The organism is Kitasatospora sp. NPDC058162 (genome assembly GCF_042884005.1).
Taxonomy (GTDB): Bacteria; Actinomycetota; Actinomycetes; order Streptomycetales; family Streptomycetaceae; genus Kitasatospora.
On record NZ_JBHVUS010000002.1, the window covers coordinates 530,163 to 555,176 of the forward strand.

The 25,014-nt window shown below is 75.0% G+C and carries 16 protein-coding genes and 1 riboswitch; of the genes, 7 read left to right on the top strand and 9 right to left on the bottom strand.

Annotated elements, in window-relative coordinates:
* Positions 1–58: 58 nt before the first annotated feature.
* The 6 genes from egtD to ACFVXG_RS05895 form a co-directional block, all read right to left on the bottom strand.
* A complete protein-coding gene (egtD, locus tag ACFVXG_RS05870; RefSeq protein ID WP_387924687.1) occupies positions 59–1,030 on the bottom strand; it encodes an L-histidine N(alpha)-methyltransferase in 972 nt (323 codons plus the stop codon).
* Positions 1,031–1,075: 45 nt separating this feature from the next.
* Complete coding sequence (gene egtC, locus ACFVXG_RS05875; protein ID WP_387924689.1) at positions 1,076–1,825, bottom strand: ergothioneine biosynthesis protein EgtC; 750 nt, start codon at positions 1,823–1,825, stop codon at positions 1,076–1,078.
* Positions 1,825–3,285 (bottom strand): ergothioneine biosynthesis protein EgtB, encoded by a 1,461-nt coding sequence (gene egtB / locus ACFVXG_RS05880; RefSeq protein WP_387924691.1) that lies wholly within the window; start codon positions 3,283–3,285, stop codon positions 1,825–1,827. The genes egtC and egtB overlap by 1 nt, the downstream gene beginning before the upstream one ends.
* A complete protein-coding gene (egtA, locus tag ACFVXG_RS05885; protein WP_387924891.1) occupies positions 3,282–4,568 on the bottom strand; it encodes an ergothioneine biosynthesis glutamate--cysteine ligase EgtA in 1,287 nt (428 codons plus the stop codon). Before egtA ends, egtB begins: the two co-directional genes overlap by 4 nt.
* Before the next feature lie 254 nt (positions 4,569–4,822).
* On the bottom strand, positions 4,823–6,079 hold the full coding sequence (locus tag ACFVXG_RS05890; RefSeq protein ID WP_387924692.1) for an aminotransferase class I/II-fold pyridoxal phosphate-dependent enzyme: 1,257 nt from the start codon (positions 6,077–6,079) through the stop codon (positions 4,823–4,825).
* Entirely contained in the window at positions 6,076–6,582 is a 507-nt protein-coding gene (locus tag ACFVXG_RS05895; RefSeq protein WP_387924694.1) for an SRPBCC family protein, read from the bottom strand. The genes ACFVXG_RS05890 and ACFVXG_RS05895 overlap by 4 nt, the downstream gene beginning before the upstream one ends.
* A gap of 278 nt (positions 6,583–6,860) precedes the next feature.
* Between ACFVXG_RS05895 and ACFVXG_RS05900 the strand changes: the two genes are divergently transcribed.
* The 3 genes from ACFVXG_RS05900 (at position 6,861) to ACFVXG_RS05910 (ending at position 13,760) form a co-directional block, all read left to right on the top strand.
* Complete coding sequence (locus ACFVXG_RS05900; RefSeq protein ID WP_387924696.1) at positions 6,861–7,667, top strand: SAM-dependent methyltransferase; 807 nt, start codon at positions 6,861–6,863, stop codon at positions 7,665–7,667.
* An 82-nt stretch (positions 7,668–7,749) separates the two neighbouring features.
* Positions 7,750–9,942 (top strand): putative bifunctional diguanylate cyclase/phosphodiesterase, encoded by a 2,193-nt coding sequence (locus ACFVXG_RS05905; RefSeq protein WP_387924698.1) that lies wholly within the window; start codon positions 7,750–7,752, stop codon positions 9,940–9,942.
* A gap of 554 nt (positions 9,943–10,496) precedes the next feature.
* Positions 10,497–13,760, top strand: a complete 3,264-nt coding sequence (locus ACFVXG_RS05910) for a hypothetical protein (protein ID WP_387924699.1) — start codon at positions 10,497–10,499, stop codon at positions 13,758–13,760.
* A gap of 61 nt (positions 13,761–13,821) precedes the next feature.
* Here the strand turns inward: ACFVXG_RS05910 and ribA are convergent, their stop codons facing one another.
* Positions 13,822–14,451 carry a GTP cyclohydrolase II gene (gene ribA, locus ACFVXG_RS05915; protein WP_350505914.1) on the bottom strand — a complete coding sequence of 210 codons (630 nt, stop codon included), beginning with the start codon at positions 14,449–14,451 and terminating at the stop codon, positions 13,822–13,824.
* Positions 14,452–14,750: 299 nt separating this feature from the next.
* Between ribA and gdhA the strand changes: the two genes are divergently transcribed.
* The 4 genes from gdhA (at position 14,751) to ACFVXG_RS05935 (ending at position 19,176) form a co-directional block, all read left to right on the top strand.
* Positions 14,751–16,169, top strand: coding sequence for an NADP-specific glutamate dehydrogenase (gene gdhA / locus ACFVXG_RS05920; RefSeq protein ID WP_387924701.1), 1,419 nt, complete (start codon positions 14,751–14,753; stop codon positions 16,167–16,169).
* Positions 16,170–16,299: 130 nt separating this feature from the next.
* Positions 16,300–17,175 carry a GyrI-like domain-containing protein gene (locus tag ACFVXG_RS05925; protein WP_387924703.1) on the top strand — a complete coding sequence of 292 codons (876 nt, stop codon included), beginning with the start codon at positions 16,300–16,302 and terminating at the stop codon, positions 17,173–17,175.
* A gap of 216 nt (positions 17,176–17,391) precedes the next feature.
* Complete coding sequence (locus ACFVXG_RS05930) at positions 17,392–18,300, top strand: NADP-dependent oxidoreductase (protein ID WP_387924704.1); 909 nt, start codon at positions 17,392–17,394, stop codon at positions 18,298–18,300.
* A gap of 111 nt (positions 18,301–18,411) precedes the next feature.
* Positions 18,412–19,176 carry a VOC family protein gene (locus tag ACFVXG_RS05935; RefSeq protein WP_387924705.1) on the top strand — a complete coding sequence of 255 codons (765 nt, stop codon included), beginning with the start codon at positions 18,412–18,414 and terminating at the stop codon, positions 19,174–19,176.
* On the opposite strand, the gene lnt is transcribed toward ACFVXG_RS05935, so the two are convergent.
* Positions 19,152–20,753 carry an apolipoprotein N-acyltransferase gene (gene lnt, locus ACFVXG_RS05940; protein ID WP_387924707.1) on the bottom strand — a complete coding sequence of 534 codons (1,602 nt, stop codon included), beginning with the start codon at positions 20,751–20,753 and terminating at the stop codon, positions 19,152–19,154. The genes ACFVXG_RS05935 and lnt overlap by 25 nt on opposite strands.
* Positions 20,754–20,949: 196 nt before the next feature.
* Positions 20,950–24,588, bottom strand: coding sequence for a cobaltochelatase subunit CobN (gene cobN / locus ACFVXG_RS05945; RefSeq protein WP_387924709.1), 3,639 nt, complete (start codon positions 24,586–24,588; stop codon positions 20,950–20,952).
* A 157-nt stretch (positions 24,589–24,745) separates the two neighbouring features.
* Positions 24,746–24,831, bottom strand: a riboswitch (cobalamin riboswitch).
* Positions 24,832–25,014: the final 183 nt, after the last annotated feature.

A 25,014-nucleotide genomic window follows, 5' to 3' on the forward strand; every position in this document is an offset into this window, starting at 1 on the left:
GTGAACAAGCAAATTGGGCCTTCCCGGCGCTCCGCCCGTTCCGCTGTGGGCGCCCGGCTCAGGCCGGGGCGGACAGCGAGAGCCCGAACCGGCCCTCGGGGTCCGTCCACCAGTGGGTCAGCCGCAGCCCGGCCGCGGCCAGCTCCCCGGTCACCCGCTCCCGGCGGAACTTGGCCGACACCTCGGTGCGCAGCTCCTCGCCCCGGTCGAAGTGCACCGGCAGGTCCAGGGCCGGGATCTTCACGGTCTGGGTCCGCAGCGAGCGCAGCCGCATCTCGATCCACTCCTGCTCCGGGTCCCAGAGCGCGACGTGCTCGAAGGCCTCCGGGTCGAAGTCGGCGCCCAGCTCGCGGTTGAGCACGTTGAGCACGTTGCGGTTGAACTCGGCGGTCACCCCGGCGCCGTCGTCGTACGCGGCGACCAGCACCGCCGGGTCCTTGACCAGGTCGGTGCCGAGCAGCAGGAAGTCGCCCGGGTCGAGGGCGGCGCGCAGGCCGCGCAGGAAGGCGGCGCGCTCCTTCGGCAGCAGGTTGCCGAGGGTGCCGCCGAGGAAGGCGACCAGGCGGGGGCCGCCGTCCGGGGGCAGGCCGAGGCGGGCGGTGAAGTCGGCCAGCACGCCGTGCACGGCCAGTCCGGGGTACTCGGCGGCGAGCGCGGTGCCGGCCGCGACCAGCGCGCTCTCGCTGACGTCCACCGGGACGTACGTCTCCAGGTCGCCGGTCGAGCGCAGCGCGTCCAGCAGCAGCCGGGTCTTCTCGGAGGAGCCGGAGCCCAGCTCGACCAGGGTGCGGGCGCGGGTGGCGGCGGCGATGTCGCCGGCCCGGGCGGCGAGGATGGCCCGTTCGGCGCGGGTCGGGTAGTACTCGGGCAGCCGGGTGATCTCCTCGAACAGCTCGCTGCCCCGTGCGTCGTAGAACCACTTCGGCGGCAGCCACTTCGGGTCGGCGGTCAGTCCGTGCCGCACGTCGTGGTGCAGCGCGGTGCTGAAGTGGTCGGCGGGCAGCAGTCGGGTGAGATCGAATGTGTCCATGACAGGGTGGTTCCTCTGTTCAGAAGATGAAGGGAGGGTGGAGGGTCAGTAGTGGCTGGGGAGCTGCCGGACGGCGACGCCCCCGGCGTCGGCCAGCAGCAGGGAGCCCTCCGGGACGGGAGTCCAGCCCGGACCGTCGTCGTACGGCTCGGAGGCCACCACCGTGCCGAGGTCGGGCAGGCTCCGGTGGTGCAGGGTGTCGCCCCAGGCGGTCGCGGCGATCGCGGTGCCGTCGGTGAGCAGCAGGTTGAGCCGCCCGGTGGTGTGCGCGGCGACGTCCGCCACCGTGCCCGCGAGCGCCTCGCCGAGGCCCTCGCCGCGGCGCAGCCGGTGCAGGGTGAGGGCCCACAGCAGGGCCGAGTCGGTCCGCGCCTCCAGCTCCAGCAGCTCGGCGGGCGGCAGCAGGGCGGCGAGCGCGTCCAGCTTGCCGGGCCAGCCGGCCACCGCGCCGTTGTGGCTGAACAGCCAGCGCCCGGCGGCGAACGGCGCGGCCGCGGCCGCGCCCGCCGCGCAGCCCTCGGTGGCGGAGCGGACCGCCGCCAGCAGTGCCCGGGTGCGGATCACCCGGGCGAGGTCGGCGAAGGTCGCGTCCGCCCAGATCGGCCCGGCCCGGCGGTAGCGGGCGGGCAGCTCGTCGCCGTCCGCGTACCAGCCGAGGCCGAAGCCGTCCACGTTGACCGTCCCGTGCCGCTGGGTGCGGGGCGCCCAGGACTGCCGGTGCAGCGCGTACGGCGGGTGCACCAGCAGCTCCTGCGGCGCCACCGGCTCACCGAGATAGGCGATATGACGGCACATCAGAGCCCCTCCCGATCGCGCTCCGGGCCGCGGGCGTCGTGCTGCGGGTCGCGGGCGTCGAGTTCCGGGCTGCGGGCGGTGCGGAAGCCGGAGAAGATCTGCCGCCGCACGGGGTAGTCCCAGTTGCGGAAGGTGCCCCGGCAGGCGACCGGCGCCACCGCGAAGCAGCCGCCGCGCAGCACCTTGTACTCGGGCCCGAAGAACACCTCCGAGTACTCCCGGTACGGCCAGGCCCGGAACCCCGGGTAGGAGTGGAAGTCGCTGGCCGTCCACTCCCACACATCGCCCATCAACTGGCGGACGCCGTACGGGGACTGGCCCTCCGGGTAGCTGCCGGCGGCGGCCGGGCGCAGGTGCCGCTGGCCGAGGTTGGCGTGTTCGGGGCCGGGCGGGCCGTCGCCCCAGGGGTAGCGGCGCGAGCGGCCGGTGGCCGGGTCGTGCCGGGCCGCCTTCTCCCACTCGGCCTCGGTCGGCAGCCGCCGCCCGGCCCAGCGGGCGTACGCGTCCGCCTCGTACCAACTGACGTGCAGCACCGGCTCGTCCGGTGGGACGGGCTCGACCGCGCCGAAGCGGCGGCGCAGCCACTGGCCGTCCTGCCGCTCCCAGAACAGCGGGGCGGTCAGGCCCGCGCGCAGGCGGTGCGCCCAGCCCTCCGGGGTCCACCAGTGCGGTTCGTCGTAGCCGCCGTCCGCGATGAAGCGCTGGTAGGCGGCGTTGGTGACCGGGGTGGTGTCCAGGAAGTAGGCCGGCAGATCGACCCGGTGCGCCGGGCGCTCGTTGTCCAGCGCCCACGGCTCGGTGTCCGTGCCCATGGTGAACGGGCCCGCGGGGACGAGGACTTCGGCGGGCAGGGCGGCCGCGTCGGCGGGTGCGGGCGGCGGTGGGGGAGCGGCCAGGGCGGGCTCGCCCCGGCGGAGCTGATGGGTGATCAGCATCGTTTCGTCGTGCTGCTGTTCGTGCTGGGCGATCATCCCGAAGGCGAACCCGGCGTCCAGCAGCGGAGCGCCCTCCAACGGGCTGGCGGCCAGCAGGTCCAGCACCCGGCCGCGCACCTCGTGGGCGTACGCGCGGGCCTCGGCGGGCGGCAGCAGCGGCAGGCCGGGGCGCTCCGCCCGGGGGTGCTGGAACGCGTCGTACAGCGGGTCGATCTCGGGGTGCATCGGGTCCCGGCCGCCGACGTTGCGCAGCAGCCAGAGCTCCTCCTGGTTGCCGATGTGCGCGAGGTCCCAGACCAGGGGCGACATCAGCGGGGAGTGCTGGGCGGTGAGGTCGGCGTCCTCGACGCAGTCGGTCAGCGCGGCGGTCCGGGCGCGGGCGGCCAGCAGCTCGGCGGCGATGCTCTCGCGCAGCGCCTCGGTCCCGGCCGCCGGGGCGGCGGTGCCCGTTCCGAGGGTGGCGGTGCCGGTTCCGGGGGCGGCGGTGCCCGGTCCGGGGTGGGTGGGCGGTCGGACGTCGGTCATGATGCCTCCTCCGGGGGAGTGCGTCGGGTGCCGGAGCGCAGGGCGTCCAGCTGGTCGTCGGCCGGGCAGCGGCCGCGCGCGGGGTAGCGCTCGGCGAACTCGGCGACGGCGGCGCGCAGTCGCCCGGCGCCGGGCAGGCGGCCCAGCGCGGCGTCGGCGACGGCGAAGCAGGTGAGGGCGGCGCGGCGCAGCTCGGGATCGGCGACGCCCAGGGTGGCGGCGCGGCGCCAGACCCCGCTGCGCGGCGGGCGCGGGCCCGAGGCGCAGTCGAGCGGCTCCAGCGCGGCCAGCGCGGTGTCGGCGGCCACCGGGTCGTCCAGCAGTGCGGTGACCAGGGCGGTGGGCACCACCCAGCCGTCGCCGGGCTGGGCGTCGATCATCCGCAGCTCCAGGTGGCCGCGCGGGCGCACCGGGGGGAACAGGGTGGTGCAGTGGTAGTCCAAGTCAGCCAGCGTGGGCGGGCGTTCACCCGCGCCGCGGGTCCAGTCCCGGAAGGTCAGGCCGGCCGGGGCCGTCCAGGGCAGCCCTTCCGGTCTCTGCACGCACAGGACTTGGGCATCCAGCACGTACTGGGCCCAGGCCTCGCGCGGGTCGCCGTGGTCCGGCTCGGGGGCGAGGGTGCGGGTCGGGTCCATCCGGGACCACACGGTCTGCCGGGTGGACCGGTGGCCGGTCGGCTTCCCGTCCAGGAGCGGGGAGTTGGCGAAGGCGGCGACCAGCACCGGGCCCAGCCGGTGGACCAGCTGCCAGCGCCGCTCGACCGCGTGCGGACCGGCCGCGTCACCGGCGTCCAGGCACACCTGGACCGAGGCGGTGCCGGTCATCATGACCCGGCCCCAGGGCCCGGCCGAGTCGAAGAAGCGCTCCATCGCGAGGTAACGGGGGTGGTCCAGCACCATCTGCCGGGGGCGGGCGAGCGGGTCCGTCCCGGTGCCGGTGAGGCGCAGGCCCTGTGCCGCGAAGGCGGCCCGCAGGGCGGTCAGATCGCGTCGGGTGTCCTCGACGCAGGCCACTAGGCCGGTGGCGGGCGGGGAGCTGAGCTCTACCTGTCCGCCGGGTTCGAGCGTGAGGCGCGAACCGGAGGGGAGCGAGGTGCCGTCGGCGCCGCCCAGGGGCAGCGATCGCAGTGCGGCGTGGAGCAGTTCCGGGGCGACCGGCCGACCGGGACATCGGTCGTCGTGGACGAACCACTCGACCTCGACCCCCACCAGGCGGGGCGGTCCGATCTTGAAACAGACGCCCGACACGTGGCTGCGCGCCCCCGATTCGGTCAACGGGGTCACCCCCGTCGGGGGCGGTGCTGCGCTCTGCCGGTCGGGCGGAGTGGTGCGGGATATCGGTATCACCGGACTCACCATCCTCGGGATCACGATTGCGGCCCGGTCTACTTTGCCCAGTCTGCTACGGAGCATGCGGAGGCGCTTCGCAAATATCGCGTGAATGTTCGTTTCCGCAGGTCAGGGGCGTGGCGAAAGGGTGAATGCGGGCTTTGCGGGGCGGTTCGGCACACGGCGGCCGACCCGGGCACGTGCCCCGGTCACGGGCGGTCCAGGCGGTCCAGTCGCGCCAGGACGGTGTCCAGCAGCGGGCCCGGCAGGGCGTAGTTGAGGCGCAGCGAACCGGCGCCGCCCGGACCGAAGTCGGCGCCGTCGGAGGCCTCCAGGCCGCAGCGCTCCAGCAGCGCCGCGCGGGCGTCCTCCGGCGGCAGGCCGAGGGCGGCGGCGTCCAGCCAGAGCAGGTACGAGGCCTGCGGGGCGGAGCGGACGGCGGGGCCGAGCCGGTCGGTGAGCCGGGTGCGGGCGGCGGCGAGGTGGGCGAGCAGCGCGTCCAGCCACAGGCCGCCCTCGCCCAGCGCGGCCCGCTGCACGGTCTGCTCCAGCAGGCCGCCCTCCCAGAGGCCGTAGCCGGCCAGGGTGTCGGTGAGCCGGGCGCGCAGCCCGGGGTCCGGGACGAGGGCGAAACTGCTGGGAATGCCGGAGCAGTTGAAGGTCTTGCCGACGGAGTTCAGGGTGACGACGGAGGGGCGGTCCGCCGGATCGGCGGTGGTCACGGCGACGGGGTGGGCCCGGCCGGGGTGGGTGAGGTCGCCGTGCACCTCGTCGGAGACCAGCAGCGCACCGCTCTCCGCCGCCCAGGAGGCGAGACCGCGCACGGTGCCGGTCGGCCAGACCCGGCCGGAGGGGTTGTGCGGGTTGCTCAGCAGTACGGCGGAGGCCGGGCGGGGGAGCGGGCCGCGCGGCAGTCGGTAGCCGCCCGGGGCGAGGTGCAGCGGCAGCTCGTGGTGGGCGAGGCGCATGGCGCGGCAGAGCTGGGCGAAGCCGCCCCACTCGGGGGTGGGGAAGAGGACGGGGGCCTGCGGCCGTACGGTCTCCAGGAGCAGGCGCAGGGCGGTGCGGGGGCCGCAGGGGAGCAGCAGGACCCAGTCCGGGTCCACCTCGGCGCCGTGCCGGGCGCGGTACCAGTCGGCGACCAGGGTCCGCCCGGCCGGGTCGCAGACGGTGTACCCGTAGGCCCGGTGGCGGGCGCGCCGCTCCAGGGCCTCGGCGACGGCGGGCGGGCCGGGGAGGTCCATGTCCGCCAGGCCCATCGGGATGACCCCGGGGGCGGTGGCTCGGGCCCACTTGCTGCTGCCGGTGCCGGTGCGGTCGAAGGGGGCGTCGAAGCCGAAGTCCGGGGCGGGGGCGGGGTCCGGGGCCGGGGCCGGGCTGGAGCCCGGGCCGGAGCCCGGCGAACAACTGACAGCTGACAGATTTCGAAAGTTGTTATCTGTTCGCTGAAATCTGTTTTCTGTCATCTGTTCGCCGTTCCTCGTTCGTCGTCGTCGTCGCCGCCGTCTTCGCCGCCTCCGCCCGTCAGGTACGCCGCCAGCCCACGGCGTCCCCGGTGCATCATCACCGCGTGGTTCGCCCGGAACAGCAGGTGCAGCGGCAGGGCCAGGCGCCGCAGCAGGGGCTTGCCGGGCCGGGCGTCCTCCTCGAAGAGCACCCGGCACCGCGTGCCGCCCGGGCCGTCCGCCGTGACGGTGAACCGCGACCACCCGTCGAGGTCGCCCCGCATCGTCGCCTCCAGCACTCCGGCCGCCGGGTCCTGCCGTCGCGCCTCCAGGTCGATCACCAGCCGGTACGGCAGCAGTGCCCGGACCACCGCCTGGCCGCTCCGTGCGCCGGTCTCCCGGACCTCGAGGACCTCCGGCCACCACAGCGGGTAGCTCCGGACGTCCTCCAGGGCCGCGTACACCGCCGGGGCGGGTGCCGCGAGCCGCCACACGCCCCGGAAGCGGTAGTGGTTGGGATCCACGCGTCCACCCTAGTGGGGCGCCCGTCGCCCGAGGGGTGAACGGGACTGGCTCGCCGTCGAGTTGGCGGCAGCCGTCCGGATCCCGCCGCCCGGTCGACCCCGCTCGGGATCGAACGCCCGGCAAATACCGGGCAAAGAGTGCCATTCGTGAGGAGGGGAGCACTCCGCTTGCACCCGTTCGGGGTGCGGGGGAGGATCTTGTGTGCTTGTAGTCTCATCAGTCACAGCAGTCGCCCCAGGCGCTGCGCCCCCGGAACCGGAGTGAAGGAGTCACAGGCATGCGGCGACCGAGCTGGGTACCGGAAGGTACGGACCTGGACAAACCGAACGCCGCACGGGTCTACGACTACTACCTCGGGGGCTCCCACAACTTCGAGGTCGACCGGGAGATGGCCCGCAGGGCGATGGCCATGTGGCCCGAGCTGCCCCAGATCATGCGCTCCAACCGGGCCTTCCTGCGCCGCGCCGTGACCTACCTCGCCGAGCAGGGCGTCACCCGCTTCCTGGACATCGGCTCCGGCATCCCGACCTTCGGCGCCGTGCACGAGATCGCCCGGGCCATCCGCCCCGGGACCGAGGTCGTCTACGTCGACCGCGACCCGGTCGCCGTCGCGCACAGCCGCCTGCTGCTCCAGGACGACCCGCGCAGCGCCGTCGTCCAGGCCGACCTGCGCGACGGCGAGGACCTGCTGGACCGCCCCGAGGTGGCCGCACTGCTGGCCGGGGGCGAGCCGGTGGCCGTCCTGCTGGTGGCCGTCGCCCACTTCGTCAGCGACGACGAGGACCCCTGGAAGCTGATCGCCACGGTCCGCGACCGCCTCCCGGCCGGCAGCGCGCTGGTCCTCTCGCACGCCTCCCTGGAGGCCCGTCCGGACCAGGCCGAGAACCACCAGGAGCTCTACCGGATGACCCCGACCCCGCTGACCATGCGCACCCGTGAGCAGGTCACCGCGATGTTCGACGGCTTCGAGCTGGTCGAGCCGGGCGTGGTCCACCTGCCGCAGTGGCGCCCCGACCAGCCGGGCACGGTCGGCGAGCACCCCGAGCGGATCGCCGGGGTGGCGGGCGTGGGGTTCCGCCCTTGAGCGGTCGCGACGCGAGAGCAACCGACGGCCGCACGCCCCGCGCGGCGGCCGGGACCGGGGCGGCCGGGACCGGGGTGGTCCGATGAGCGGCGCGGCCCCGGCGGACGGCGGGATCCCGGCCGACGGTCCCACCCCGGCGGACGGTCCCACCCCGGCCGACGGCCCCACCCCGGCGGGCGGCGCCGCCGAGCGGTTCCACGAGGACTGGTCCCGGCTGCTGTCCGCCGACCACGGCATCGCCGTCCACCCCGGCCTGCTCGGCCGACTGGCCGCGCGCACCGCCGCGCTGCTGCACCGGGCCCAGCAGGACGACCCCTTCGAGCCCCGGCTGGCCGCCCAGGCCGGCGCCGAACTGGTCGACGGGCACTTCACCGACCCCGTCCTGCTCGCTCGCGCCGTCGAGCTGCTCCAGGCCCAGCCGGTCCACGACGGCCGCGGCCCCGCCCTCACCGGCGCCTTCGCGGCCGGCTGGGCGAACGCCCTGCGCGAGCGCACGCTGCGCGAGCAGGAGGCCATCCGCACCGCCGCCGACGCCGCCCGCCTGGAGGCCGAACGCGCCCTGCGCGCCTCCGAGGCCCGGTTCCGCGCCCTGTTCGAGAGCGCCGCGATCGGCATCGCCATCGGCGACACCGACGGCAACATCCTGGCGGTCAACAAGGCCGTGCAGGAACTGTTCGGGGCGGGGCCGGAGGACATGGTCGGGCGCCGGGTCGACGACCTCGTCCACCCCGAGGACACCCCCGGCGTCTGGGAGGCGTACGAGGAGCTGATCAGCGGCAAGCGGGAGTACTTCCAGTTCGACAAGCCGTACTACCGCCAGGACGGCGAGGTGGTCTGGACCCACCTGACCGTCTCGCTGATCCGCGACGACGACGGCACCCCGCAGTACCAGGTCGCGATGCTGGAGGACGTCACCGACCGCTACCGGCTCCAGGAGCGGCTGCGCCACCAGGCCACCCACGACCCGCTGACCGGCCTGCCCAACCGCGCGGCCTTCTTCGAGCGGCTGGAGAAGCTCTTCGAGGATCCGGAGCCCGGCGCCCGCTTCGGCCTCTGCTACGTCGACCTCGACGGCTTCAAGGTGGTCAACGACAGCCTCGGGCACGACATGGGCGACCAGCTGCTGTCCGCCGTCGCCGCCCGGCTGAAGGCCGCCCTCACCCCGCTCGGCCACCTGGTCGCCCGGCTCGGCGGTGACGAGTTCGTCGTGCTGCTGGAGCACTGCCGCGGCGAGCAGGAGGCGGTGGCCGCCGCCAAGACCGTGCTGGGGGCGCTGGCCGGGCCGGTGCTGATCGGCGACCACAAGCTCGCCGTCGGCGCCAGCGTCGGCGTGCTGGAGCGGCGGGTGTCCACCACCACCCCCGGCGCCGCCGTCCGGGCCGCCGACCTGACGCTGTACCGCGCCAAGGAGGCCGGCCGCGGCCGCTGGACGCTGTTCGACCCCAAGGAGAACGCCCGCGCGGTCAGCCGCTACGCGGTCTCGGTCCGGATGCCGGCCGCCCTGGACCGCGGCGAGTTCTTCATCGACTACCAGCCGCTCTACCGCCTCGCCGACGGCCGGATGGCCGCCGTGGAGGCGCTGGTGCGCTGGCGCCACCCGCAGCTCGGCGTGCTCGGCCCGGACGAGTTCGTCACCACCGCCGAGGAGACCGGGCTGATCATGCCGCTCGGCCGCTGGGTGCTGGAGCAGGCCTGCGGCCAGGCCGCGGACTGGATCAAGCACTACGGCGACGCCGCGCCGCAGCTGAACGTCAACCTGGCGGTGCGGCAGGCGCGCAGCGCCGCGCTGGTCACCGACCTCAGCCGGATCCTGGACAACACCGGACTGGACCCGGCCCGGCTGCAGTTGGAGATCACCGAGTCGACCGTGGTCGGCCCCGAGGACGAGGCGCTGCGTACCCTGCACGGGCTGGTCGACCTCGGTGTGTCGCTGGCGGTGGACGACTTCGGCACCGGCTGGTCCAACCTCGCCTACCTGCGCGACCTGCCGGTCTCCGGGCTCAAGATCGCCGGCTCCTTCGTCGGCGACCTGCACGACCCGGCGAAGGACGGCGCCACCGGGTGGCGGATCGTCAGCGGCCTGGTGTCGATGTCGCACGCGCTCGGCCTGAACGTCACCGCCGAGGGCGTGGAGACCCGCAAGGACGCCGAGCGGCTGCGCGAGATGGGCTGCGACTGGGCGCAGGGCTGGCACTTCGGCCGCCCGGTGCGGCCCGCCGAGATCGACCGCCGGATCGTCGAGGAGCCGGAGGGGCGCCCGGTCGAGGAGGGGTGACCCCCGCCCCGGCCCCGCTCCCGTCCCCGCCCCGGTCCCCGCCCCGGCAGGGGTCCCGGCAACGGTTCCGTCAACGGCTGCGGCACGGGTTGGGGCAAGGGTTGCGGAACCGTTCCGGAAAGCGCCCTGCGGCCCTGCCCGGTATGCGGGATGATGGCGCGTCAAAATCACCACCCGGCACCGGTGCGCCCGTGGTCACGGCCTTCGCACCGGCCCCGGGGAGCGGGGAGGGGAACGCCGCGATGGGCGCAACGGAGGGCTCCGGTCCGGCCGAGGGGGACCGGGGCCGGGGGTGGACCGGGGAGTCGCCGCGGACCAGGGTCGACTGGGGGTCGCGGGAGCGGGGATCGCGGTTCCGGGGGGCGTGGGAGCCGCGGCGCGGTGACCAGGGCGGGGCCGGGGGCGGTGCGGGTTCCGGTGCGGGCTCCGGTGCGGGCTCCGGTACGGACCGGCCGTCCCGGCTCGGTGCCCGGCGGTCCGGCGGGGTGGACCCGGAGGCCGCGACCCGCCGGATGCCCCCGCCCCGCCACGACCCGGAGGCGGAGACCCGCCGCGTGCCCGGGCCCCGCCACGACCCGGAGGCCGCGACGAAGGTCCGGCCCGGCGGCGGCGCGGGGCGGTTCGACCCGGAGGCCGACACCGAGGTGGTCCGGCCGCGCTCCTCGGACGGCCCGTCCTGGCAGGACAACATCGGCCCCGGGCCCAGCCCGAGCGGCCGACCCGTCCCCGGTGGCGGACCCGCGCCGGAGGGTGGACCCGCGCCGGACGGCGGGCCGGGGCCCGCCACCCGCGGCGGCCCCGTCGAGGACGACTTCCCCGACGCCCTGCGCGACCGCTTCACCCCGCTGGGCAGGGCGGGCGCCGGCGCCGAGGGCACCGTCTGGTACGTCCGGCGCACCGACGGCGGTGCCGACGCCGCGGTCAAGGTGTCCGCGGTCGGCCAGCCGATGGACCACGACCTGCTCGCCCACCTGCGCAACGACGGCTTCCGCCGGCACGTCCCGCACCTGATCGACTACGGGCGGGTCCGCCACCACGGCGCGCTGGTCGACTGGGTGGCGATGGAGTACCTGCCGGTCACCCTCTCCGCGCACGTCGCCGCGCTGCGCCGGTCCGGCGCCCACGCCGACCCGCGGACCACCGAGCAGATCGTCTACGAGCTGGTCTCGCTGCTGGAGTTCTGGCAGCGGCGGATCCAGCGCAACCCGCTGGACTTCAAGCCGGCCAACATCCTGGTGCGCCCCGGCCGCGGGCCCGGGGAGTTCGTGATCGCCGACTTCGGCGGCGTCGACCGGCTCACCGACAGCCGCCGCTTCACCTCCACGATGATGGTCACCGTCGCCTACATGGCCCCCGAGCAGCTGGCCGGCAAGAACCACGAGGCCGGGCCCTGGTGGGGCCTCGGCAACGTGCTGTACGAACTGTTCGTCGGCCGGCCCCGGTTCGTCGGCGCGGACGGCGAGCGGGCCGCCGACCACGACCTGGAGCTGGAACTGGTCATGGGCGAGGAGGTGGACCTCGCCGCCGTCACCGACCAGCGCCAACTGCTGCTGCTCCAGGGCCTGTTCACCAAGAAGCCGGAGGACCGCTGGACGGCGGCGGAGGTCCGCAGCTGGCTGGCCGGCGGCAGCCCGGAGGTGATCCGGCGTCGGCCGCAGGCCCGTCGGCCGATCACCTTCCTCGGCGACCCGTTCACCGACCCGGTCCGGCTCACCGAGGTGCTGCTGCGCAACTCCGGTGCCGCGGCGCGCTGGCTGGCGGCGGTCGGGGCGGAGCGACTGCGCGACTGGCTGCGCGACGAGGTCAAGGACCCCGTGTTCGACCTCCACTACCTCACCGACGTGGTCCGCACCCCCGGCTCCCGGCGCGAGGCGGTGGCCGGCGTCGCCGTGCTCGCCCTCGGCGCCGCGTACGCGCCGTCGGCCGTCCCGCACTACCGTGACCGCCCGGTCGACCCGGTCGGGCTGGAGCGGGTCGCCACCGAGCCGGACGGCGCCGCGTTCATCGACGAACTGGTCCGCGGCGGGGCTCCGGCCGTCGCCGCGCGCTACGACTGCTTCCACCCCGAGTGCTCCGGCGAGCACTGCTCGCGGCTGCTCGCCCTCGCGGCGCTCCCGGAGGTGCTCGCCGAGGTGGAGCGCACCGCCCGTACCGTCGGCGGCGGCCGGCGCGGTGACGGCGGACTCAGCCCGGAGGAGCGGGAGGAGGCGCACCGGCTGGCGGTCTGGCTGAGCATCCGCCCGGAGGAGCGGTACCGGCTGCTCGGCCGGCTCTCCCCGCTGCCCGCCGCGCTGCACCGGCTGCCGCTGCCCGTCCGGGTGTCGGAACTGGCCGCGGTGGTCGCCTCGGCGGTGGTGGACGGGGCGCTGACGGCCGGTGCCGGGGTGCGTACGGCGGTGCGCTCGGCGGCCCGGCGACCGGCGCCCGACCCGGCGGCGGCCACCCCGCGGGACGTGGTGCGGCGGCGCTGGTCGGCGCTGCGGCGGCAGGCGGTGGGCGCCGATCCGGGGCAGGTCGCGGGGCGGGCGGCGCTGGTGGCCGCGGAGGCGGTGCGGCGGCGCGGCCGGGGCCGGGCGGAGCGGCCCGAGCAGGAGCCGGGCGTGCTGCGGGAGGGCCGGGCGCGGGCCGGCCGGGTGGCCCGGTTGTGGGCGGAACGGCGCCGCCGCCCGCCGGTGGACTGGCCGGCCCGGCTGCGGCTCTGGTGGCCGTACGCCCGCACCATGCTGCCGCGGCGGGCGGCGGCGGTCGCGCTGCTGGTGGTGGGCCTCGGGCTGCTGCTGTGGGCGGGGGCGGTGGTGCGCTTCCCGGTCGAGGCCGGGCACCAGCTCGACCTCTCGCCGGACCTGTTCGGCGGGCCGCTGCGCCTCGCCGGGCGGCACGCCGCCGAGCAGGCGGCCGGGAAGCTGGGCGCGGCCTTCACCGCGGCGGCCGTGCTCGCCTTCTTCCCGGCCCCGGTCGGCTTCGGCACGGCGCTGCTGACCGGGGCGGGCGCGTTCGCGATCGGCTACCTGCGGCTCGGGCCGCCGATGACGGCGGTGGAGGCGCCGCAGCCGGTGGCCGACCGGGTGGTCATGTTCGAGGGCGGGATGGGGAGTTGGGCCGGGATAGCGGCGGTGGTCGCGGTCGTGGTCGCCGTGGTGCTGATCGAGCGGGGGGCCAACCGGCTGCTCAAGCCGGCCCAGCAGGCCCGGCGGCGGGTCCGGGAGGCCTGGCGGGACCTCGACCGGCGGGCCGCGCGGGCCGCCCGGGTCGCGGGGGGCGGCGCGGGCGCGGGCTCGGGCGCGAGGCAGGGCGCGGGTTCGGGTTCGAAGACGAGCTCGAAGGCGGGCACGGGGTCGGGCACGGAGGTCGCCGGGGCGTGGCGGACGGGCCGGGCGGGTACCCGGGACCGGCTGCGGTTCGCGCTCACCAGCACCGGGGTGCTGGTCCTGCTGCTGTGGGCGGCGGTGGAGGTGCGGCTCGCGGCCACCGGGGTGCACCGGACGCCGGAGTCCTGGGGGACGGGCCAGACCGGTGCGGCCTACCAGGCGGGATTCGTCGTCCTGCTGGCGGCGGTGTCGCTGCTGAGCACCCTGGGGACGCTGGTCACCGCCCGCGTCCTGTTCGTCGGCTGGATCCTCGGCACCCTGTTCCTGGGCGCCTGGCCCGGCGTCCTGGGGCCGGTCGAGGCGCTGCGGATCCCGGTGTTCGAGGGGCTGTTCGGCACCGTCGCCGGCTGGTGGGGCCACGGCGCCTTCTGGGCCGCGCTGCTGGTGGCGCTGCCGCTGGCGGCGTACGGGGTGCTGCGGGCGGTGCGGGGGCGGGCGGCGCTGGGGTGACGGGGCGGGGGGTGACGGGGCGGGGTGACGGCGGGCGGCCGTGGTCGGCCACCCGCCGTGCTCAGCCGACCAGTCGGGAGAGCTCGATCGAGTGCCCGGTCCGTTCCACCTTCGCGGTCAGGTAGCGGACGTTGCTCGCGGACAGGTGGACGCCGGTCGGCACCCGCCGGCGCACGGTGATCCCGAGCCCGGCCAACTGGGCGGCCTTGTCCGGGTTGTTGCTCAGCAGGTCGATGCCCTCCACGCCGAGGGTGGCGAGCATCTGGGCGGCCGCGGTGTAGTCCCGGCCGTCCTCGGGCAGGCCCAGCGCGGTGTTGGCGTCGTAGGTGTCCAGGCCGGAGTCCTGGAGGGCGTAGGCGTCGAGCTTGTTGTACAGGCCGATGCCCCGGCCCTCCTGGCGGAGGTAGAGCAGGTAGCCGCCGGCCTCGCTGATCCGTTCCACCGATTCGCGCAGCTGCGGGCCGCAGTCGCAGCGGTCCGAGCCGAAGACGTCGCCGGTCAGGCACTCGGAGTGCAGGCGCACCAGCGGGGTCCCGCCGTCCGGGACGGTGCCGAGGGCGAGCGCGAGGTGCTCGGCGCCGTCGGCGAGGCCGTGGAAGGTGGAGACCTCGGCGTCGGCGCGGTAGCCGTCGGGGAAGGTCAGCGGGATGCGCACACGTGAGCGCACCGTGGCGGAGCCGGGCTGAGGCATGGTTGGGCCTCCGTCGATCGGGGGTGGACCGGGTTGATCGCTCCGGATCCGGAGGGATCCGGTCGGGTCGGATGTCGACCGTACTCGGTTGTTCCAATTTGAACAACTGCCTACTTTCGGTGACCTCCTTGACTACGGAGGCGAACAACACCCCACCCGCCCCTACTGTTCCCGTACGGCGTTCCAACATGTGGAACGGACCGGACCCGAGGTGTGGACACTGCGACACTTCCTCCCGTTTCCTGGGCACGGGAACGCCTCGCGCACGACCACCGACGACCACGGAAGGTCCTGATCAGATGCCCACGAGCCGCGCCACCACCCCCTCCGCCCCCACTCCCGTCACCCCCTTCGCCGACCGGTCCCGCCTCGACGCCGAACAGCGCGCGATCGAGTCGCTCTACGCGGACGTGGTCCGCCGCAACAAGGGCGAGACGGAGTTCCACCAGGCCGTCCACGAGGTGCTGGAGACCCTCGCCCCGGTGCTCGCCCACCGCCCCGAACTCCTCGACGCCCGCATCATCGAGCGGATCTGCGAGCCCGAGCGGCAGCTGATGTTCCGGGTGCCGTGGACGGACGACTCCGGCGACATCCACGTCAACCGGGGCTTCCGGGTGGAGTTCAGCAGCGCCCTCGGCCCGTACAAGGGGGGCCTGCGCTTCCACCCCTCGGTGAACCTCGGCATCGTCAAGTTCCTCGGCTTCGAGCAGATCTTCAAGAACGCGCTCACCGGGCTGGCGATCGGCGGCGGCAAGGGCGGCTCCGACTTCGACCCCAAGGGCCGGTCGGACGCCGAGATCATGCGGTTCTGCCAGTCCTTCATGACCGAGCTGCACCGCCACCTCGGCGAGCACACCGACGTGCCGGCCGGTGACATCGGCGTCGGCGGCCGGGAGATCGGCTACCTGTTCGGCCAGTACAAGCGGATCACCAACCGCTACGAGGCGGGCGTGCTCACCGGCAAGGGCCTCGGCTGGGGCGGCGCGCAGGTCCGCACCGAGGCCACCGGCTACGGCTGCGTGCTGTTCACCGCCGAGATGCTGGCCAGCCGCGGCGAGGGCCTGGACGGGCGCCGGGTGGTCGTCTCCGGCTCCGGCAACGTGGCCGTGTACGCGATCGAGAAGGCCCAGCAGCTCGGCGCGACCGTGCTGACCTGCTCCGACTCCTCCGGCTACGTGGTGGACGAGAAGGGCATCGACCTCGACCTGCTCAAGGAGGTCAAGGAGGTGCGGCGCGGCCGGGTCTCCGACTACGCCGAACTGCGCGGCAGCCACGTGCGGTTCGTCGAGGGGCCGGGCGTGTGGAGCGTGCCCGGCGAGGTCGCGCTGCCCTGTGCCACCCAGAACGAGCTGACCGAGGCCGACGCGCTCGCCCTGGTCCGCAACGGGGTGCTCGCCGTCGCCGAGGGCGCCAACATGCCCACCACCCCCGAGGCGGTGCGGGTCCTCCAGGAGGCCCGGGTGGCCTTCGGCCCGGGCAAGGCGGCCAACGCTGGCGGCGTCGCGACCAGCGCGCTGGAGATGCAGCAGAACGCCTCGCGCGACTCCTGGACCTTCGAGCGCACCGAGGAGCGGCTGGCCGGGATCATGAAGCACATCCACGACTCCTGCTTCACCACCGCCGAGCGCTACGGGCACCCGGGCGACTACGTGGTGGGCGCGAACATCGCGGGCTTCGAACTGGTCGCGGACGCGATGCTGGCCCAGGGCCTGGTCTGAGGCCTGGTCACGGCTGGCTGAGGCCGGTCATCCGGCGATCGGTACCCGACCGGAGCGGGCACCGATCGTCGGGTACGGCAGGGTGGGTCCTTCCTACGGTGGTGATCAGCAAGGGAAGGACGGGGTTGAAGTGCTGGAGCACCTGAACCGGGCGATGGACCACATCGAACGGAGCCTGGACCAGGAGATCGACGTGGCCGAGCTGGCGCGGATCGCGATGACGTCGGAGTACCACTTCCGGCGGCTGTTCTCGATGCTCGCCGGGATGCCGCTGTCGGACTACGTCCGGCGTCGGCGGCTGACCGTCGCCGGGGCCGAAGTCCTCGACGGCGGGCGGACGTTGCTCGACATCGCGGTCAGCTACGGCTACACCTCGGGGGAGGCGTTCGCCCGGGCGTTCCGGGCGATGCACGGGGTCGGGCCCGGCGAGGCCCGGCGCGAGGGTGCGACGCTCATCTCCCAGCCCCGGATGTCCTTCCGACTCATCGTGGAGGGAAGCAGCAGCATGCAGTACCGGATCATCGAGAAGCCGGACTTCCGGATCGTCGGCAAGAAGGCGCGGGTTCCCCTGATCTTCCAGGGGGTCAACCCGCACATCGCCGAGTTCATCCGGGGCATCGGCACGGAGACCGTCGAGCGGATCAACGCCCTGACGGTGAAGGACCCGCTCGGCATCGTGTCGGTGACGGACGACTTCTCGCCCAACCGGGAGGAGGGGTCCGAGGTCGACTACTGGCACGCGGTGGTGGCACGGGAGGACGCCGTCGTTCCGGACGACCTGGACGTCCTGCACGTCCCGGCCGGGACGTGGGCGGTGTTCACCAACACCGGTCCGTTCCCGCAGGCGCTCCAGGAGATGTGGGGGGACACCTACAGCCAGTGGTTCCCGTCCAACCCGTACGAGACCCGGCGGGGCCCGGAGATCCTGAAGACCCGGTTCATCCCGGGGACGGGTGACGCGGAGGCGGAGCTCTGGCTCCCGGTGGCGCGGGCCGCGCGGGACTGACGGGTGACAGCTGACGGCTGACAGCGAACAGATAACAGCTGACAGATAACAGCTGACAGATAACAGATTTCGAAATTTGAAATCTGTTATCTGTCAGCTGTCTTTTGTTCGCCCACCCCCGTTCGGCCCACCAGCGCCCGCCCCGCCCCGCCGTGCCCCGCATGCTGGGGCGGGGGGCAGGGGCCGCAGGCCGCTACCCGAGGAGTGGGATCACCGATGGCCAAGGCATTCGGCTTCGTCGACTACGGCGGACCGGAGACGCAGGAGTTCCTCGACCGTCCGGTGCTCGACCCCGGTCCGGGCCAGCTGGCGATCACTGTCCGGGCCGCCGGGGTCAACCCCGTGGACTGGAAGATCCGCCGGGGCCTCCTCGGCCGCGAACGCCAACTCCCGGCCGTCATGGGCCAGGAGGCCGCCGGCGTGGTGCAGCGGATCGGTCCCGGGGTCACCGGTTTCACCCCGGGCGACGAGGTGTTCGGCCTCGTCGCCGCCGGGGCCTTCGCCGAACAGACGCTGCTGCGTGCCGAATTGAGTGCCCTCAAGCCAGAGGCCGTGGGCTTCGACCTGGCCGCCGCGCTCTGCGTCTCGGTCGCCACCGCCGACGACGCGCTGCGCCAACTCGCCCTCGGCGCCGGGCGTACGCTGCTGATCCTCGGCATCGCCGGCGGTGTCGGCAGCGCGGCCGCCCAGATCGCCCGCAGCCAGGGCCTGATCGTGCTCGGCACCGCGAGCGACACCAACCGGTCGTACGTGGAGTCCCTCGGCGCGACGCAGATCCGCTACGGCGACGGCGTGGCCGAGCGGATCGCCCAAGCCACCCCCGACGGCGTCGACGGCATCCTCGACCTGGTCGGCGGCGACGCCCTGCGGGCGGTGGCCGGTGTCCGCGCCGACCGTACCGAGCTGGTCAGCGCCGCGGACCCGGCCACCGCCGCCGAGCTCGGCGGCCGCTACGTCACCCGCTCGACCACCTCCGAGACCCTGGCCGCCCTCGCCGCCCTGGTCGCCGCCGGCGACCTCGACCCCCAGGTCACCGCCCGCTACCCGCTCGGCCGCGCCGGCGAGGCGCTCGCCGAGGTCGAGTCCGGGCACGCCCGCGGCAAGGTCGTCCTCGAAGTCTCGTGAGATGCAAGCAATCTGATGCTTCGTCAAGTCCGTGCCGCAGCACCGCCCGAGAGCCCAGTCCGAAAGCCCGGCCCCCGCGAGCCCGCCCCTGAGAGTCAAGAGCCGAGAGCCATGAAGCAGACCTCCGTCACCACCAACGCCCCCTGCTGGGTCGAGCTGGGCACCGACGACCCGGCCGCCGCGCGGACGTTCTACGCCGAACTGTTCGGCTGGCGCCCCGACAGCGACGTCCGCCCCGAGGACGCCGGTTACACCCAGATGTTCCTCGGCACGGCCCCGGCCGCCGCCGTCACCCCGCGGTACGCCCCGCAGCAGCCGACGGCCTGGACGGTCGCCTTCGCGGTCGCGGACGCCGACGCCACCGTGGCGAGGATCGAGGCGGCCGGCGGAGCGGTCCGCAAGGAGCCCACCGACGTGTCCGACCTCGGCCGCTTCTCGGTGGCCGCCGACCCGTCCGGCGCGGTCTTCATCCTCTGGCAGGCCCGGGCCTTCGCGGGCGCCGGGGTGTTCAACGAGCCCGGCTCACTGGGCTGGGTGGAACTGGCCACCCGGGACGCCTCCGGGGCGACGGCCTTCTACCCGGCGGTCTTCGGCTGGTCCGTCGCGCCGTCCGAGCACTACACCCAGTGGGGCCTGGACGGCCGGGACTTCGGCGGGATGCTGGTGATGGGCGACCGCTTCCCGCCCCAGGTGCCGCCGCACTGGCTGCCGTACTTCGCGGTCGGCGACGTCGACAACACGGTCGGCCGGGCGGTCCTGATGGGCGCGGAGGTGCTGATGCCGGCCTACTCGATGCCGGGCGGCCGCCGGATCGCCGTCCTGCGCGACGCCCAGGGCGCCGCGTTCGGGATCTACCGCGACGGCGCGGAGGTCTGAGCGTCCGGCCCACCCGCGCGCCGCCGGGCGGAGCGCGAGCGCCAGGCCGCGGCCCCCGCGCCGGCCGTGACCAGCAGCGCGCCCAGCGGCACCACGTCGCCGATCCGGTCGTACCAGGTCAGCGTCCCCGGCGCGGTGAGCGGCAGCCGTACGGTCAGCGCGCCGGTGGAGTCGGTGCCGAGCCGGGCGAGCTGCCGGCCCTGGGCGTCGAAGGCGGCGGAGACCCCGGTCAGCGAGGCCTGGACGGCCGGGCGCCCGGTCTCGGCGGCCCGGATCGCGGCCAGCGAGACGTGCTGCTCGGGTGCCCAGGTGTGCTGGAAGGTCGAGGTGGAGGACTGGTAGACCAGCACCCGGGCGCCGTCCCGGGCGGCGGTGCGCGCCATGTCCGGGAAGGCCGACTCGAAGCAGATCAGGGCGCCGACCGGCAGCGGCCGGCCCGAGCGGTCGGTGGCCGGCAGCACGTGGAAGGCGGTGCCGGGGGCCCGGTTCTCGCCCGCGGCCCGGCTGACCCCGGCGATCCAGCCGAGGACGGGCCGCAGCGGGATGTACTCGCCGAAGGGCACCAGCCGGATCTTGCGGTAGCGGTCCACCACCCCCGCCGGGGAGACCAGCACCGCGTCCTTGGAGATCCGCCCGTCCGCCTTGCGGGCGTCCTCCCCGGCCATCAGCTCGGCGCCGGTGGTGACGGCGAGCCGGCGCAGCGCGTCCAGGGCGGCCGGGTCGCGGTCGAGGTCGGCGGTGGTGCTGCTCTCGCCCCAGACCACCAGGTCGACCGGCTGGCCGACCAGGCCGGCGGTGGCCCGGGCGCTCGCGTCGAAGCGGGCCTGCGGGTCCTCGACGATGCCGGGCTGGACGAGCGCCACCGTGACCGCCCCGGCCCCGACCGGTGCCGGGCGCAGCGCGAACAGCAGCGGACCGGCGGCCAGCACCAGGACGGTCACCAGCGCCGCGACCGCCCGGGGCCGCCGGGGCACCGCCGTGAGGATGATCAGCACCCCGGTGTTGACGGCCGCCACCGCGGCGCTGACCAGCCAGATCCCGCCCGCCGAGGCGAGTCCGAGGATCGCCGGGTGCTGCCACTGGGTGGCGCCGAGCAGCGCCCACGGCCCGCCGAGCGCGTGCCAGGAGCGCGCGTACTCGGTGCTCACCCACACCGCGGGGACGACCAGCAGGGCGAGCAGGGCCCGACGGGTGGTCAGCGGTGGGCGCAGCAGGCGGTGCACCGCGTACCCGACCGGTGCCTGCAGCGCCCCGAACAGCACGGCGAGTACCGGCAGCGCCGGTCCGACGGAGGGGACCAGCCAGTACATCGCGGTGAGGATGAACCCCGCCCCGAACCACCACCCGCGCACCGCCGCCTCCCGCCCCGACGGTGCCCGCTGGGCGAGCGCCAGTCCGGGGACGAGCGCGACCCAGGCGAGCCACGCCTGCCCCGGCGCCGGGAACGCCAGCACCGGTACGGCCCCGGCCGCCAGCGCGGCGAGCCGCGCCCGGTACCGGTGCGGTGCGTGCGGCTCCCGTTCGTCCGTCGGGGCCGTGCTCAGGGCTGGTCTGGCGGGAGCGGTGCGGCGCGACATGCCCCGTATTGTCCGCTCGGGCGACGGCCGGTGCCAGATGGCGGCACACGCGGTTGACGCCGGTCCTCGGAACGGTGCCGGTCACTGGAACAAATGGGCTGATCCCGCACTCAACTGCGGCGGGTTGCCCCCGACACGACAACGGCCGGCCGCGCCCCCGGAGGAGCGCGGCCGGCCGTCGACCGGGCGGAGGGCGTCAGCCCTCGTCACCCTCCAGGTCGCCCTCGGTCTCCAGGAACGCGGCCTGCAGCTGCTCGATCAGCTGCGGGTCCGGCTGCTCCCACAGCCCGCGGCTCGCCGCCTCCAGCAGGCGCTCGCTGATCCCGTGCAGCGCCCACGGGTTGGCGCCCGCCAGGAACTCGCGGTTGACCGGGTCGAGGACGTACTCCTGGGTCAGCTTCTCGTACATCCAGTCCGCGACCACGCCCGTCGTGGCGTCGTAGCCGAACAGGTAGTCGACCGTCGCGGCCATCTCGAAGGCGCCCTTGTAGCCGTGGCGGCGCATGGCCTCGATCCAGCGCGGGTTGACCACCCGGGCGCGGAAGACGCGGGCGGCCTCCTCGGTCAGGGTGCGGGTGCGGACCGTCTCCGGGCGGGTCGAGTCGCCGATGTAGGCGGTCGGGGCCTTGCCGGTGAGGGCGCGCACGGTGGCCACCATGCCGCCGTGGTACTGGAAGTAGTCGTCCGAGTCGGCGATGTCGTGCTCGCGGGTGTCGGTGTTCTTCGCGGCGACGGTGATCCGCTTGTACGCGGTCTCCATCTCCTCGCGCGCCGGGCGCCCGTCCAGGCCGCGGCCGTACGCGTAGCCGCCCCAGACGGTGTAGACCTCGGCGAGGTCGGCGTCGGTGCGCCAGTCCCGGCTGTCGATCAGCTGGAGCAGGCCCGCGCCGTACGTGCCCGGGCGGGAGCCGAAGACGCGGACGGTGGCCTTGCGCTCGTCGCCGTGCACCGCGAGGTCGGCCTGGACGTGGGCGCGGACGAAGTTGTCCGCCGCCGGCTCCTCCTGGGCGGCGGCCAGGCGCACCGCGTCGTCCAGCAGGGCGACCACGTGCGGGAAGGCGTCCCGGAAGAAGCCGGAGATGCGCAGCGTGACGTCGATGCGCGGGCGGCCGAGCTCGTCGAGCGGGATCGGCTCCAGGCCGGTGACCCGGCGGGAGGCGTCGTCCCAGACCGGGCGGACGCCGAGCAGGGCGAAGGCCTCGGCGATGTCGTCACCGGCGGTGCGCATCGCGCTGGTGCCCCAGAGCGAGAGCCCGACCGAGGGCGGGAAAGCGCCGTCGTTGTCGGCCCGGTAGCGCTCGACCAGCGAGCTCGCGAGCGCCTGGCCGGTCTCCCAGGCGAGCTTGCTGGGGACGGCCTTCGGGTCGACGGAGTAGAAGTTGCGGCCGGTCGGCAGCACGTTGACCAGGCCGCGCAGCGGCGAGCCGGAGGGGCCGGCCGGGACGAAGCCGCCCTGGAGCGCGTGCAGTACGGCGTCCAGCTCGTCGGTGGTGGCGCCCAGTCGCGGCACCACCTGGGTGGCGGCGAAGGTCAGCACCGCGCGGACGTCCTCCTGGACGGCCTCGGGCAGTTCGGCGGCGACCTTCTCCACCGCCTCGGGGGCCCAGTCCTGCGCCTCCATGGCCTCGACCAGGGCGCGGGCCTGCGCCTCGGCCGCGTCGGTGGCGCCGAGGGTGAGGGCCGCCTCGTCCAGGCCGAGCGCCTCGCGCAGGCCGGGCAGCGCGCTGACGCCGCCCCAGATCTGCCGGGCGCGCAGGATGGCGAGCACGATGTTGACCCGGTCGGTGCCGGCCGGGGCCTGGCCGAGGACGTGCAGGCCGTCCCGGATCTGGGCGTCCTTGACCTCGCACAGCCAGCCGTCGACGTGCAGCAGGAAGTCGTCGAAGCCGTCGTCCTCGGGGCGCTCGTCCAGGCCGAGGTCGTGGTCCAGCTTGGCGGCCTGGATCAGGGTCCAGATCTGGGCGCGGATCGCGGGCAGCTTGGCCGGGTCCATCGCGGCGATGTTGGAGTGCTCGTCGAGCAGCTGCTCCAGGCGCGCGATGTCGCCGTAGGAGTCGGCGCGGGCCATCGGCGGGACGAGGTGGTCGACGAGGGTGGCGTGGGCGCGGCGCTTGGCCTGGGTGCCCTCGCCCGGGTCGTTGACCAGGAAGGGGTAGATCAGCGGGAGGTCGCCGAGGACGGCGTCCGGGCCGCACTCGGCGGACAGCGCGGCGGTCTTGCCGGGCAGCCACTCCAGGTTGCCGTGCTTGCCGAGGTGGATGACGGCGTGGGCGCCGAAGCCGCCGTCCTCCTGGGTGGCCTGGATCCAGCGGTAGGCGGCCAGGTAGTGGTGGCTCGGCGGCAGGTCCGGGTCGTGGTAGATCGCGACCGGGTTCTCGCCGAAGCCGCGCGGCGGCTGGATGAGCACCAGCAGGTTCCCGGAGCGGATCGCGGCGAGCACGATGTCGCCGTCCGGGTTCTGCGAGCGGTCCACGTACAGCTCGCCGGGGGCCGGGCCCCAGTGCTGCTCGACCTGCTCGCGCAGGCCCTGCGGGAGGGTGGCGTACCAGCGGCGGTAGTCGGCGGCGGGGATGCGGACCGGGTTGCGGGCCAACTGGTCCTCGGTCAGCCAGTCCTGGTCGTAGCCGCCGGCCGCGATCAGGGCGTGGATCAGCGCGTCGCCCTCGTGGGAGGTGTCCTCGCCGCCGTCGGTGGCGGCGTTGAAGCCGGGCAGCTCGGAGCCGAGGTCCATGCCCTCCGCGCGCAGCCGCTCCAGCAGGCGCATCGCGCTGGCCGGGGTGTCCAGGCCGACGGCGTTGCCGACCCGGGAGTGCTTGGTCGGGTAGGCGGACAGCACCAGGGCGAGGCGGCGCTCGGCGGCCGGGACGTGCCGCAGCCGGGCGTGGCGGACGGCGGTGCCGGCGACGCGGGCGGCGCGCTCCGGGTCGGCGGCGTAGACGGTCAGGCCGTCCTCGTCCAGCTCCTTGAAGGAGAACGGGACGCTGATCAGGCGGCCGTCGAACTCGGGCACCGCGATCTGGGTGGCGGTGTCCAGCGGGGACAGGCCGTCGTCGCTGGCCTCCCACTGGGCGCGCGACCAGGTCAGGCAGAGCGCCTGGAGGATCGGGCGGTCGAGGGCGGCGAGCGCACCGGCGTCCCAGGCCTCCTCGTCGCCGCCGGCCTGGGCGTCGGCCGGGCGGGTGCCGCCGGCGGCGAGCACCGTGGTGACGATCGCGTCGGCCTCGCCGAGCGCGGCCAGCAGCTCGGGCTCGGCGCCGCGCAGCGAGGCGCAGTAGTAGGCCTTCGCCCGGGCGCCCTGGTCCTCGACGGCCCGGCAGAGCGTCTCCACGAAGGCGGTGTTGCCGCTCATGTGGTGGGCGCGGTAGTAGAGCACCGCGACGGTGGGGCCGTCACCCGTACGGGCTTCGCGCTCCAGCGGGCCCCAGGCCGGGGCGGAGGCGGGCGGGGCGAAGCCGTGGCCGGTGAGCAGCACGGTGTCGGAGAGGAAGGCGCCCAGCTCGGCCAGGTTGGCCGCGCCGCCGTGGGCGAGGTAGGCGTGCGCCTCGGCGGCGATGCCGGCCGGGACGGTGGACAGCTCCATCAACTGGGCGTCGGGGGCCTGTTCACCGGTCAGCACGATCACCGGGCGGGGGCCGGCCAGCAGTGCGTCCAGGCCCTCCTGCCAGGCGCGGCGACCGCCGAGCAGCCGGACCACGACCAGTTCGGTGCCCTCCAGCAGTGCGGGCAGGTCCTCGGGGGTCAGCCGGGCCGGGTTGCCGAGCCGGTACGGGACCGGTCCGGTCGCGGCGCGGGCGCTGAGCAGGTCGGTGTCTGACGTCGACAGCAGCAGGATCATGCGAAGGCCCTCCCGGCCTCTTCGGTGGCCAGGATGGCCGCGGTGGTGGCCGGGTCGGCCGCGGTGGTGGCCGGTGGAACGGGCGCGGGCATGCGACAGCGCTGGTGCATTTCTGCCTTCCTCGGGGTCCGCGCCCCGGGCCGGTGGAGGACGGCGGGAGTTCCTGGCTCCCGCGGCCGACCGGTTTCCCGGTGAGCCGCGGTCACAGTGGCGGGACCGCACCGGGTTCGCACCGGTTTCCTCCCCTGCGCCGTCGCTGGCGTCGGACGGCCCGCTGGGGACCGTCCGCCTGCATCGTACGGGGTACGGCTGACCTGGGGGAGGGCCAGCTCCGCCCAGCCCGGCGCACGGGCAGGCTGTCGCCCGGCGCACGGGCAGGCTGTCGCCCGGCGCACGGACGGGCTGACGCCCGGCGCACGGGCGGGC

Bases quoted from the DNA above. Each gene is read 5' to 3' on its own strand.
- ACFVXG_RS05890 (WP_387924692.1), bottom strand. From the start codon at position 6,079: ATGACAGAAAACAGATTTCAGCGAACAGATAACAACTTTCGAAATCTG.
- lnt (WP_387924707.1), bottom strand. From the start codon at position 20,753: ATGTCGCGCCGCACCGCTCCCGCCAGACCAGCCCTGAGCACGGCCCCG.
- egtC (WP_387924689.1), bottom strand. From the start codon at position 1,825: ATGTGCCGTCATATCGCCTATCTCGGTGAGCCGGTGGCGCCGCAGGAG.
- gdhA (WP_387924701.1), top strand. From the start codon at position 14,751: ATGCCCACGAGCCGCGCCACCACCCCCTCCGCCCCCACTCCCGTCACC.
- ACFVXG_RS05905 (WP_387924698.1), top strand. From the start codon at position 7,750: ATGAGCGGCGCGGCCCCGGCGGACGGCGGGATCCCGGCCGACGGTCCC.
- egtB (WP_387924691.1), bottom strand. From the start codon at position 3,285: ATGACCGACGTCCGACCGCCCACCCACCCCGGACCGGGCACCGCCGCC.
- egtD (WP_387924687.1), bottom strand. From the start codon at position 1,030: ATGGACACATTCGATCTCACCCGACTGCTGCCCGCCGACCACTTCAGC.
- cobN (WP_387924709.1), bottom strand. From the start codon at position 24,588: ATGATCCTGCTGCTGTCGACGTCAGACACCGACCTGCTCAGCGCCCGC.
- ACFVXG_RS05930 (WP_387924704.1), top strand. From the start codon at position 17,392: ATGGCCAAGGCATTCGGCTTCGTCGACTACGGCGGACCGGAGACGCAG.
- ribA (WP_350505914.1), bottom strand. From the start codon at position 14,451: ATGCCTCAGCCCGGCTCCGCCACGGTGCGCTCACGTGTGCGCATCCCG.
- ACFVXG_RS05935 (WP_387924705.1), top strand. From the start codon at position 18,412: ATGAAGCAGACCTCCGTCACCACCAACGCCCCCTGCTGGGTCGAGCTG.
- ACFVXG_RS05900 (WP_387924696.1), top strand. From the start codon at position 6,861: ATGCGGCGACCGAGCTGGGTACCGGAAGGTACGGACCTGGACAAACCG.